Below are 11,423 nucleotides of genomic sequence, written 5' to 3' on the forward strand. Positions count from 1 at the left end.
GGATTAACCGGAGGCGCTCTCTCCGTTATCGTGATAGCTTTCCATGCAAACGGAGGTGACTCCTCCACTTCAATCATCCACCTGAACCGCCGTCGGACAAGGAACCCCATGACTTCCGCGATCGATCTCGAAAAGAGCCGGTCGGACCTGCCGTCGAGGCATTCGTCCGGCTCCGCGGGCCGCCGTGGCTCGCATGCAATGCGCTGGTGGGTGCTCGCCGTGCTCGGCGTCGCCCAGCTGATGGTCGTGCTGGACGCGACCGTGGTGAATATCGCACTTCCCGAGGCCCAATTGGACCTCGGCTTCTCCAACGCCGACCGCCAATGGGTGGTCACCGGTTACGCCCTGGCCTTCGGCAGCCTGCTGCTGCTGGGCGGCCGGCTGAGCGATCTGTTCGGCAGGCGCACCACCTTCATCATCGGACTGGTCGGCTTCGCGGTCGCCTCCGCGGTCGGCGGCGCGGCCAACGGCTTCGAGATGCTCGTGGTGGCTCGTGTCGCCCAGGGTGTGTTCGGCGCGCTGCTCGCGCCCGCCGCGCTGTCGCTGCTGACGGTGACCTTCACCGAACCGTCGGAGCGTGCCAAGGCCTTCGGCATCTTCGGTGCCGTCGCCGGTACCGGTGGCGCGCTCGGCCTGCTGCTCGGCGGTGCCCTCACCGAATGGGCCTCGTGGCGCTGGGTGATGTACGTCAATCTGATCTTCGCCGCCGTCGCGCTGGTCGGCGCCGTGCTGCTGCTGGCCAAGCACACCGCCGAGCACCGGCCCAAGCTCGACATCCCGGGCACGATCACGGTCAGTGCCGCCCTGTTCGGCATCGTCTACGGCTTCTCGCACGCGGAATCGCACGGCTGGTCCAACGGGCTCACCCTGACCTTCCTGATCGGCGGCGCGGTGCTGCTGGGCGTGTTCGCGTGGCTCCAGACCCGGGTCGAGCACCCGCTGCTGCCGCTGCGGATCCTGCTCGACCGGACCCGGGCCGGTTCCTACATGACGGTCTTCGTCATGGGTATCGGGATGTTCGCGATCTTCCTGTTCCTGACCTACTACATGCAGCTGACGCTGGGGTACTCGCCGATCATGACCGGCGTCGCGTTCCTGCCGATGATCGCGGCGATGATCGCCTCCTCGACCACGGTGCCCTCGCTGCTGCTGCCCAAGATCGGCCCGAAGATCACCGTCGCCGCCGGCTTCCTGATCGCGGCCGGCGGGATGGCGTGGCTGACCCGCATCGGGCTGGACACCGGCTACGCCTCGCACATCCTCCCGGCGCTGATCCTGCTGGGCCTGGGTCTCGGTGGCGCCATGTCGACCGCCTTCCAGGGTTCGACCGCCGGTGTGCACCACGAGGACGCCGGTGTGGCCTCGGCGATGGTGAACACCAGCCAGCAGGTCGGTGGTTCGATCGGTACCGCGTTGCTGAGCACCATCGCGTCCTCGGCGGCGGCGAACTACCTGTCCGGCCGCCAGCCCACCCAGCTCGCGGTCGCCGAATCGCTGATCAAGAGCTACACCACCAGCTTCTGGTGGGCGACAGCGATTTTCGTGGTCGGCGCGATCGCCGCCGCGGTGCTGATGCCCAGCACCGCCCCGGCCCCGGCCGAGGGTGAGCCGGTGCTGGCGCACTGAGCACGGCCCCGATCGCGGGGTGAATCGCCCTGCGTGACAATCGGATACGGTGCCCCGGACTCGACGAGTCCGGGGCACCGTCGTCTCTCGGTCGGGATCGTCCGGGATGACGCCCGCGAACGGGTCCGTCCGCTACCCGGAACGCGTCAAGCGCAGGCCGCGTCGTCTCGTCGCCGGGGTCGCCGTCCGTCCGGCAGCGAGGATACGAGGGACGCGCCGAACGTCGTTCGGGTGGCCATTTTGTGCACGGGGCCGCGATGCGCCGGTGCCCATCCGGACAGTGACCGCGCGAATTCGGTTGCTGCTCTCCGTGCCGCTGGAGAGCAAACCGACGGCTAGCGGCAGGGCGGCGCTGGTGAAGCGGTTCGGGACGGGTGCCGCCGAGTCGTGTGTGGCACGGCGGATCGCGGATGGGAGCCGAACAGGGCAGGGCGAATCCGTCGCCCGGAGATCGGCCGGTCGGGGCCGCGCGGCCGGTGTGGCGGGCCCGCACGACCCGGACGCCGGGCCGCGGCTCGATCGCTGACAGTTAGCATGGCTCCACACATTCGGTCGGGCAGGGAGGTGCACCAGGTGGGTTCGCGAACCGGCGCCGCGGTGGTGGTCACGCCGGCGGGGCCGAGCGCGGCCCGGACGAGTTTTTGCTCGTCTCAAGCGAATCCGTTAGTCTGGACAGCTCTCCGTGGCATATGCGACCGCTGCTCCGCCCGATCGGACGACGCTCTAGACTGCACGGATCGGGTGTGGTGGGTCCGCCGCTCGGATCGGTGGGCGGACGGTGGTGACAGCGCGCGGCGCGGCAGAACGGACAACTGGAACGGCACGACGACAGGGGGTTGGCGATGAGTGAAGCACCGGACGAGTCCGCGATGCAGATCGTCACCGAAGCCGATGCGTGGCAGCCGGATCCACGCTGGCGGTCCGCGGCCCGCTTGACGGTGCTGCTCGGTGAGGACGACCACTACAAGCATCGGCCCCGCTATCACGAGATCGTGCGGCGGGCGCGCGACAGCGGCCTGGCCGGCGCCAGCGTCTGGCGCGGCGTGGAGGGCTACGGCGTCACCTCGCGCATCCACACCACCCGCATGCTGGATCTCGCCGAGAACCTGCCCGTGATGGTGATGATCATCGACGATTCGCAGCTGCTGCGCGATTTCGTGGTGGCCAACGCCGAACTCTTCGAATCCGGGACCGTGACCCTGTCCGCGGTCCAGGTGTGGCAGTCGGGCGGGGTGTCGCCGTGATTGTGATGACGAGCCGGGCGCAGGCGCCGAGGAAGGGGGGCCCGAGCATGGCCCACGATCGAGCCGGCCGACCGGCGCGGGCCAGCGATCTCGAGGATCTGCCGCATCTGGTGACGGCGTACTACAGCCGCATCCCCGATCCCGCCGAACCCGCCCAGCAGGTGGTCTTCGGCACGTCCGGACATCGCGGTTCGAGCCTCGATTGCGCGTTCAACGAGGCCCACATCCTCGCCATCACCCAGGCGATCGTGGAGTATCGCGCCACCCGCGGCATCACCGGCCCGGTGTATCTGGCCCGCGACACCCACGCGCTGTCGGAACCGGCGTGGACGACCGCGCTGGAGGTGCTGGCCGCCAACGACGTGACCGCCGTCATCGACAGCCGCGGGCGCTACACGCCGACCCCGGCGCTCAGTCACGCGGTGCTGCGCCACAATCGGGGCGGCACCCGTCATCAGGCCGACGGCATCGTGGTCACGCCCTCGCACAATCCGCCCCGCGACGGCGGCTTCAAATACAACCCGCCGCACGGCGGACCGGCCGACACCGTCGCGACCGACGCCATCGCCGAGCGCGCCAACGAACTGCTGCGCGGCGGGCTGGCCGGGATCAAACGCACCACGCTGCAGCATGCGCTGGCCACCGGTGTGCAGCGCTACGACTACCTCGACCAGTACATCGCCGATCTGCCGAACGTGTTGAATCTGGACGCGGTGCGCGGCGCCGGAATCCGGCTGGGCGCGGACCCGATGGGCGGGGCCAGCGTCGACTACTGGGAGGAGATCGGCCAGCGCTACGACCTGGAACTCGAGGTGGTCAATCCGTTCGTCGACCCGACCTGGCGGTTCATGACCCTCGACAGCGACGGCAAGATCCGGATGGATCCGTCCTCGCGCTATGCGATGGCCTCGCTGGTGGCGATCCGCGACGACTACGACATCTCCACCGGCAACGACGCCGACGCCGACCGGCACGGCATCGTCACACCCGATGCGGGATTGATGAATCCGAACCACTTCCTGGCGGTGGCCATCGAATATCTGGTCGCCAACCGGATGGGGTGGGACGCGCTGACCAAGATCGGCAAGACCGCGGTGACCTCCTCGATGATCGATCGAGTGGTCGGCGTGCTGGGCCGGCAGACCCACGAGGTGCCGGTCGGCTTCAAATGGTTCGTCCCCGGATTGTTCAGCGGTTCGCTGGCTTTCGGTGGTGAGGAGAGCGCCGGGGCGTCGTTCCTGCGTCACGACGGCACGGTGTGGACCACGGACAAGGACGGCATCCTGCTGGCGCTGCTGGCCGCCGAGATCACCGCGGTCACCGGCCAGAGTCCGTCGGCGCGCTACGCCGAACTCGAAAAGCGTTACGGCACACCGGCTTACGCGCGCATCGATGCCGTGGCGAATGCCGAGCAGAAGCGGCGGCTGGCCGCGCTGACACCGGACGACATCACCACCACCGAAATCGCCGGGGAACCGGTGCTGTCGGTGCAGACCCGCGCCCGCGGCAACGGCGCGGCGCTGGGTGGGGTCAAGGTCACCACCGAGAACGCGTGGTTCGCGGCCCGCCCGTCGGGCACCGAGGACAAATACAAGATCTACGCCGAATCGTTCGAGGGGCCGCAACATCTGGCTCAGGTGCAGGCGGCCGCGGAGGAAGTGGTCGGACGCGCGCTCGGCATCGAGGAGCCCGCGGTCGACTGATTCGCGGAAATGTGGTGAACGACAGTCACGGCGCCGGATCCCGGCTGCCCGCCGAGACCTGGGTGCTGATCGGCGCGGCCTTCCTCATCGCGCTCGGATTCGGGCTGGTCGCACCGGCGTTGCCACAGTTCGCCCGCAGCTTCGGCGTCGGCGTCGCGGCCGCCTCGGCGATCGTGAGCAGTTTCGCGCTGATGCGCCTGCTCTTCGCGCCGGTCAGCGGGCGGCTGGTACAGCGTTTCGGTGAGCGCGCGCTGTATCTCACCGGTCTGCTGATCGTGGCCCTGTCCACCGGCGCCTGTGCGCTGGCGCAGACCTATTGGCAGCTGATCGTGCTGCGTTCGCTGGGCGGGATCGGATCGACCATGTTCACGGTCTCCTCGCTGGGACTGGTCATCCGGCTGTCGCCGCCCGGCGAGCGGGGGCGGGTGTCCGGGTTGTGGTCCACCAGTTTCCTGATCGGCTCGCTGGCCGGTCCGCTGCTCGGCGGTGCGCTGAGCGGGCTGGGATTGCGTGCGCCGTTCGCGATCTACGCGGTGGCCCTGCTGGCGGCGAGTGCGGTGGTGTTCTGGAAGTTGCGCGGTTCGCATCTGGCCGAACCGGTGGGCGCCGAGCCGATGCCGGTGGTGAGTTTCGGTCGCGCACTGGCCGATCCGGTGTACCGGGCCGTGCTGTGGTCGAACTTCGCCAACGGCGCGGCGGTGTTCGGCGTGCGGATGGCGCTGGTTCCGCTGCTGGTCGTGGAGGTACTCGGCGAATCGCCGGGAGTCGCCGGGGTGGCGTTGACGGTCTTCGCCGCGGGGAATGCCGCGGTGTTGTTCGCCTCCGGCCGGCTGTCGGATCAGTGGGGGCGCAGACCCTTCCTGATCGCCGGCACCCTGGTGTGCGCGACGGGCACGATCGCGCTGGGGCTCGCACCGAACGTGGTGTGGCTGCTGGCAGCCTCGTTCGTCGCCGGTCTCGGCTCCGGGATGTACACACCCGCGCAGCAGGCCGCGGTCGCCGATGTGATCGGCCCGCGGGCACGCGGTGGGCCGGTGCTGGCCGGATATCAGATGGCCGCGGATCTGGGCACCGTCGTGGGCCCGATCGCCATCGGGTGGCTGGCGCAGCGGGTGTCGTTCGGATTCGCGCTCGCGGTGACCGGTGCGCTGCTGGTGGTGGCCGCGGCCGGATGGACGGTGGTGCGCGAGCCGCTGCGGCGGCATCTGGTCACCGCGTCCGCCGACTGATCTCAGCGACGTCGGCCCGCGGTCCTACCTGGCGGGAGCATCGGCCTTCGATCGCCGAGACCGCCCTACCCTGTGGCCCACCTAATCAGCGAATGGTGCCGACGCCGGGGACGAGGGGCAGATCCAGCGGCGTCACCCAACCGGGCGGCAGGGCGTTGACCGCGGGGACGGCATTCAGGGCCCGCATCCCGGTGGCGAGACATCCGGCCACAGCGGGAGTGCGCCCCGATCCGTCGGTGAACCGGAAGGAGGTTTCCTGCGAGATGGACGGCGAGCCGACGATGTCGACCCGATACACATCGTCCTTCGTGCCTGCGGGCCAGTCGGGAGCGGCGTCGGTGCCGATGCGGTTGACGTGCTCGAGCGTGATGACCTCGCGGCCGTGGTAGACGCCGTTGATCGTGAACCGGATGGCGGCGACGTCGCCGGCCGCGACGACACCCTTCGCGGACGGCCGATCCACGGGAGTCACCCATTTCTCCCACGTGGTGGTGATGGCGTCGAGTTCGATGCCCACGGCGGTCGCGATCATCGGCACGGTGGCGCCCCACGCCATGATCAGCAGATCGGGAATCTCCAGCATGGCCTGGAATTCCGGCGGCCGCCCGATGCCCATCTCGACTTCGTAATCGCCCTCGTAGGAGGTGTAGTCGAGGAGCTCCGAGGCGCGTACCGACTCCACCTCCCCGCACAGACCCAGCAGTGTCATCGGGAACAGGTCGTTGGCGAAGCCCGGATCGATACCGGTGGTGAAGCAGGACGCGCCACCCTCGGCGCAGGCCTCGGTGATCGGATCGCGCCAGGTGGCGGGGGTCTGCGCCATCTCCGGCCACACCCACGGTGTCATCGCGGTGGAGCACACGTCGATTCCCGCCCGCAGGAACGATCCGATGACCCGGATGTTCTCGTCGGCGAACTGTGCGGTCGGCCCGTAGTGCACCACCGCATCGGGCCGCAGCGCGATCAGTTCCTCCACCGAATCCGTGGCGCGGATACCGGTTTCGCCGCCGCCGCACAGGAGTCCGGCGTCGCGCCCGACCTTGTCCGGGTTGCTGACACCGACGCCCACCAATTCGAAGAGTGGATGACCGATGATCTCGGCGAGCACCATGGAGCCCACCACCCCGGTACCCCAGAGGACGATTCGCTTCTTCGCGTCGGTCACCGGAACTCCTTGCAGCCGTGAATGTTTCAGTTGTTGTGGTATTCGCCGCAGTCGACGGTGAGAATCTGTCCCGTGACGGCGGAGGCGAGGTCGCTGGCCAGGAACAGGGCGGCGCGGGCCACCTCTTCGGGGGAGGCGAGGCGTTTGAGGTCGGTCGGCTCGGCCTTACGCCGGTAGATCTCCTCGTGGGTGACGCCGTCCTGGGCGGCGAGCCAATCGAAGTACGCCTTGTTCACGTCCTCGTAGATGTAGGAGGGCGCGACGCTGTTGACCCGGATACCGCGCGGGCCCAGTTCGGTGGCCAGCGACGAGGCGAGATGGGCGAGGGTGCCTTTCGACAGTTTGTACCCGGCGTAGACCGGCTCGGAATCGAAGCTCACACAGGAATTGAGCATGATGATCGAGCCGCGCGTGGTGGCCAGCGCGTCGGCGAACAGCGTCGAAAGCCGTAGCGGCGCGAAGACATTCGTCTCGTTCGCGGTGCGCAGCGCGTCCAGCTCGATACCGGTGATCGGTTCCATCGGCGGGATGGCGAAGGCGTTGTTGATCAGGCAGTCGACCCGGCCGAATTCGGCGAGAGCCCGCTCGACCAGCGCGCTGCGCTGCTCTTCGTCGGTGATGTCGGTGGGCACCACCAGCGCCTTGCGACCGTGGGACCGCACCACCTCGGCCATCTTCTCCAGCCGGCGTTCGGTGCGGCTGACCAGCACCAGATCCGCGCCCATCCGGGCGGCCTCGGCGCCCAGTGCGCGGCCGAGACCCGGGCCCACACCCGACAACACGACGACCTTGCCCTCGAGCAGGGGGAGTGGCCGATAGATATCCGTGGCGGCGATCGGCTGGTCGGTAGTGGACACGACGTCTCCTCGAATTCAGCAGTTACAGAATGTAACGACTCAGATGTGACAGACTGTAACGACTGATGCTCGCGCTGACAAGGACGGTTGTGTCGTGAACGCTCGCCATCGACTCGGGCCGCATCGCGATCCGGAGGTGGATCGAGCGATCCTCGAGGCCGCCCGCGAGCTGCTGGTGGAACGCGGCTACGCCGCCGTGTCGATCGATGCGATCGCCACCCGCGCCGGGGTGAGCCGGCCCGCGATCTACCGGCGCTGGCCGTCGAAAGCGCATCTGATCGCGCGAGCGGTCTTTCCGGATGTGGGCGGCGAAGAAGTGGCGACCGATCTGGTCGAGGAGATCCGCACGGTGATCCGGGGCACGATCCAGCTCTTCGGGGCACGGCCCGCGCGCGAGGCGATGCCCGGGCTGATGACCGAGATGCGCGCGGATTCCGGTCTGTATCAGAAACTTTCGGCGCGGCTGGATACGCCGACCCGGCGCGAACTCGCGCGGTATCTGGATTCCGGGGCCGTCCGCGGCGGGGTCGATTCGGACACCGTGCTGGATATGATCGCCGGCGCCGCGCTGTTCGCCATGTGTATCCGGGATATCGACGATACGGAGGGGTTCGCCCGCACGCTCGAGGAATTGGTCCTCTACGGGCTGGTCGGTGTGCCCGCGGGTGAGGCGGAGGAACCGCGGGCGTAGGCCGGCGATATCCGGTTGCCGGGAAATCGGACGGCCGGATTCCGGCGAGAGACCGGTTTTGGCAGAGTGGACGCCGTGAATTCCTCGGATTCGAAATACACACCGCGACCGATGTCGAACCGCACCACGTATGCGCTGGGTGCGGTGGCGCTGGTCGTCGTCGCGGTGATCGTGGTGCTCGTCGTGCGCTGGAACAGCGACCATGGTCTGACGGTGCAGGAGGACGGCTACGGCGCCGCGCACGATCCGGCCGTGCAGGCGCTTTTGGATTCCGACGGCGCGATCGTGCTCGGTAAGACCTCTGCGGCGAAGACGATCGATATGTTCGAGGATCCGATGTGCCCGTCCTGCGGGGCGCTCGAGCATTACTACGGACAGCAGATCGCCAAGGCGATCGACCAGGGAAAGCTCGCGGTGCGCTACCGGTTCGTGAACTTCCTGGATCCCAAGTCGAGCAGTAAGGACTATTCCACCCGCGCGGTGGCCGCGAGCGAATGTGTGGCCGATGCCGGTGACGGCCCGGTGTTTTCGAAATTCCACACGGCGCTGTTCACCACGAAGCAGCCCAGTGAAGACGGCGGCAATCTGACCAACGATCAATTGGCCGCGATCGCCAAGGATTCCGGTGCGTCCGCCGAGGTGCAATCCTGCATCGCCAAGGGGGACCGGGTGGATTCGGCGCGTAACCACGCCCAGTCGTCGCTGGCGGCGTTGAAGGACGCGGTCGGCCAGGTGCAGACCCCCACCGTGCTCGACGGCGGTAAGAACGTCGACGTGGAAAATTCGGATTGGGTCACCAAGCTGGTGAGCTGATCACCTCCGCGCGGCACTGTCGCGCTTGTCGAGGTCCCGGCCCGGGCGGTATCCCCAACCGCCCGGGCCGGAGTCGTACCATCGGCGCTCAGCAGCTCTCGTCGTCGCCGAGTAGCACCTCGTAGATGCGATTGCGCGCGTCCGCGATCGCGTTCACGGTGTCACGCAATTGCCCTGCCATGGCGGCATAACCGGTGCCCGCGGCCGTGCGGTCGAGTTCGGATTCCAGCCGGAGCCGCAACTTCTCGAGCGCGGCGATCCGTTCCCGTTCCACGCCGGCGTCGATAACGGTCGGCGCGGGTGGGCGATCCTGGCAAGTCATGGTGTTCGCGGTGTCCTCCGATCACTCGTGTATGCGGTGGTGTAACGAAAGGTGTTCAGCGCCGGTAACTTTCACCGGACAGGAGACAGTCCTCCGGCGTGCCCTCCGCGAGCCGGCGATGCATCAGGGCGTGATCCCCGATCGGATAGGCCGGGTCGAGCGTCGAAACAGGCCACGCCACAACGGATGTGGAAACCGGGCCCGGGCCGACCGTCGGCGTCTCGGTATCCCGATGCGGGAACAGGTAGCGAGCCACCTCGTCGACCGTGGTGTGCACGTCGCCGGTCGGACTCGTCCACCGCACCCGGTCCGCATCGAGCCGGCGCACCTCCCACCGAGTCCTGTGCTGCACAGTGAGCAGCGCCAAGCGGGAATGGTGGGGACACAACACAATCGACTGTCCACCCGGCGAGCTCGAGTGAGACGCCCGTGCGGCCGCATGACGATCGCCGTGCGGGTCCCAGGCTTCCAGGCTCGGGGGCTGTGATGCGACCACGCCATGCCGTCTCGAGCCGCGGACGGCATCGCCGGACCGATCCACATCGGTAGTGCCCGGGCTCCCCTCCGGCACGGGCACATCGGTTGTCGCCGCGGGCATTACGCAGCCCGGGAAGGCGCACGGTCGGTCGATCCGGACGGTGGACTCGGCGATGGAGACCGATTCGCCCCGTTCGACGATCCGCCGCGCCAGCTCCGCGTCGATCGGCCCGTAGCCGGCCAGATAGGCGGGCTCCTCGTTGTCCCCGCTGAGGGCTTCGGCGCTGACACCGACCTGGATCAGCGGGCGGCGGTTTCCGGCTCGTCCGGCCGGGCGCGGAATATTCGGCGCAGTCCACTCGGAATCGATTGCGGTACAGCGTTTTCCGCGTCCACACGCGCAGTCGAGCCGCTCCGCACCCTCGGCGAGGGCGACGAGTGCGTCGGCGCGGCGTTGCGGCATGGTGCGCGGGTCCTCGGGGCAGACCTCATGGGCCATATCGCGCAGCCGCGTCGCGACCGTCTGTGCTCCGGCCGCGGGCAGCAGACCCGCCACGACCGCCGCGCCGTCCTGGACCGCGGTCAGGCGGATATCGCGGCAGTCCTCGCGCTGTTCCCGCCGCCGCTGCTCGCCCGGCCCGTCGAGTCGGCTCAACCAGCGCCGCGCGGTCTGCCGTAGCCGCGCCGGTGTGGTTCGTGCGGCGGCCTCGACCAGCGGGACTTCGAGATCGGCCAGCAGATCGGTGGACAATCCGCGCGCATTGTCGACGATCACCTGAACCCGCGACAGATCGATGCGGCCGGATCCGAACGCCTCCCGGGTATGCGGCAGCGCGTCCAGTGCCAGCCCGATATCGATCAGCGCGGCCGCGACCTGTTCGGATATCTGTACCGCCATCGAGACTTCCGCCGCGGCGAACTCTCCCGCCCGCACTCCGCCCGGCCCGGGCGCGGCGTTGCCGGCGCGATGCCGCCGATACAACTCGCGCACCGCCCGCACCTCCGCCGCCTGTGCGAATGCCGCCGCCCCATGTGCCCGTCGCAGCGCATCGACCAGCCCCTCGTCGCTCATCGCCTGAAGCTCTCTGCCATCGAACATGTGTTCGAGTCTATCGTTCGAACGTGTGTTCCACCACCCCTGTGTGCAGGCGATTTGGTACGCCGAGTCCAGGTGGTGTAACTTCTTTCAAGCACGCGGGGAACACCTCCGAGGTGCGAAAACCTGGGGCTATGGCGCAGCTGGTAGCGCACCACACTGGCAGTGTGGGGGTCAGGGGTTCGAGTCCCCTTAGCTCC

10 protein-coding genes and 1 tRNA gene are annotated in these 11,423 nt (G+C 68.3%); 7 read left to right on the plus strand and 4 right to left on the minus strand.

The window, feature by feature from the left end:
- Window positions 1–108: 108 nt before the first annotated feature.
- From IRT45_RS27135 to IRT45_RS27150, 4 genes are all read left to right on the plus strand, one after another.
- Window positions 109–1,626: an MFS transporter gene (locus IRT45_RS27135; protein WP_194808686.1), complete on the plus strand. Its 1,518-nt coding sequence runs from the start codon at window positions 109–111 to the stop codon at window positions 1,624–1,626.
- Between the two features lie 842 nt (window positions 1,627–2,468).
- Window positions 2,469–2,870, plus strand: coding sequence for a DUF190 domain-containing protein (locus IRT45_RS27140; protein WP_228535200.1), 402 nt, complete (start codon window positions 2,469–2,471; stop codon window positions 2,868–2,870).
- A gap of 47 nt (window positions 2,871–2,917) precedes the next feature.
- Window positions 2,918–4,573 (plus strand): phosphoglucomutase (alpha-D-glucose-1,6-bisphosphate-dependent), encoded by a 1,656-nt coding sequence (gene pgm / locus IRT45_RS27145; protein ID WP_194808687.1) that lies wholly within the window; start codon window positions 2,918–2,920, stop codon window positions 4,571–4,573.
- 14 nt (window positions 4,574–4,587) lie between these two features.
- Complete coding sequence (locus IRT45_RS27150) at window positions 4,588–5,802, plus strand: MFS transporter (RefSeq protein WP_194808688.1); 1,215 nt, start codon at window positions 4,588–4,590, stop codon at window positions 5,800–5,802.
- Window positions 5,803–5,887: 85 nt separating this feature from the next.
- Here the strand turns inward: IRT45_RS27150 and IRT45_RS27155 are convergent, their stop codons facing one another.
- Entirely contained in the window at window positions 5,888–6,913 is a 1,026-nt protein-coding gene (locus tag IRT45_RS27155) for a dihydrodipicolinate reductase (RefSeq protein ID WP_194808704.1), read from the minus strand.
- Between the two features lie 80 nt (window positions 6,914–6,993).
- Window positions 6,994–7,824, minus strand: a complete 831-nt coding sequence (locus IRT45_RS27160; protein ID WP_309241172.1) for an SDR family oxidoreductase — start codon at window positions 7,822–7,824, stop codon at window positions 6,994–6,996.
- A 94-nt stretch (window positions 7,825–7,918) separates the two neighbouring features.
- On the opposite strand from IRT45_RS27160, the gene IRT45_RS37860 reads away from it, so the two are divergent.
- Window positions 7,919–8,515 (plus strand): TetR/AcrR family transcriptional regulator, encoded by a 597-nt coding sequence (locus tag IRT45_RS37860; protein WP_194808689.1) that lies wholly within the window; start codon window positions 7,919–7,921, stop codon window positions 8,513–8,515.
- Window positions 8,516–8,626: 111 nt separating this feature from the next.
- Window positions 8,627–9,328, plus strand: a complete 702-nt coding sequence (locus tag IRT45_RS27170) for a thioredoxin domain-containing protein (RefSeq protein ID WP_194808690.1) — start codon at window positions 8,627–8,629, stop codon at window positions 9,326–9,328.
- Window positions 9,329–9,416: 88 nt separating this feature from the next.
- Here the strand turns inward: IRT45_RS27170 and IRT45_RS27175 are convergent, their stop codons facing one another.
- A complete protein-coding gene (locus IRT45_RS27175; protein WP_194808691.1) occupies window positions 9,417–9,650 on the minus strand; it encodes a hypothetical protein in 234 nt (77 codons plus the stop codon).
- A 55-nt stretch (window positions 9,651–9,705) separates the two neighbouring features.
- The gene (locus IRT45_RS27180; RefSeq protein ID WP_194808692.1) at window positions 9,706–11,226 is read right to left on the minus strand and encodes a DUF222 domain-containing protein; all 1,521 of its coding nucleotides are present in this window, start codon (window positions 11,224–11,226) and stop codon (window positions 9,706–9,708) included.
- A 125-nt stretch (window positions 11,227–11,351) separates the two neighbouring features.
- Here IRT45_RS27180 and IRT45_RS27185 point away from each other — a divergent pair.
- Window positions 11,352–11,423 (plus strand) — tRNA-Ala (locus tag IRT45_RS27185).

It is taken from the genome of Nocardia sp. BSTN01, from assembly GCF_015354405.1.
Taxonomy (GTDB): Bacteria; Actinomycetota; Actinomycetes; order Mycobacteriales; family Mycobacteriaceae; genus Nocardia.

Bases quoted from the DNA above. Each gene is read 5' to 3' on its own strand.
- IRT45_RS27135 (WP_194808686.1), top strand. From the start codon at position 109: ATGACTTCCGCGATCGATCTCGAAAAGAGCCGGTCGGACCTGCCGTCG.
- pgm (WP_194808687.1), top strand. From the start codon at position 2,918: ATGGCCCACGATCGAGCCGGCCGACCGGCGCGGGCCAGCGATCTCGAG.
- IRT45_RS27140 (WP_228535200.1), top strand. From the start codon at position 2,469: ATGAGTGAAGCACCGGACGAGTCCGCGATGCAGATCGTCACCGAAGCC.
- IRT45_RS27175 (WP_194808691.1), bottom strand. From the start codon at position 9,650: ATGACTTGCCAGGATCGCCCACCCGCGCCGACCGTTATCGACGCCGGC.
- IRT45_RS27180 (WP_194808692.1), bottom strand. From the start codon at position 11,226: ATGTTCGATGGCAGAGAGCTTCAGGCGATGAGCGACGAGGGGCTGGTC.
- IRT45_RS27155 (WP_194808704.1), bottom strand. From the start codon at position 6,913: ATGGTGCTCGCCGAGATCATCGGTCATCCACTCTTCGAATTGGTGGGC.
- IRT45_RS27170 (WP_194808690.1), top strand. From the start codon at position 8,627: ATGTCGAACCGCACCACGTATGCGCTGGGTGCGGTGGCGCTGGTCGTC.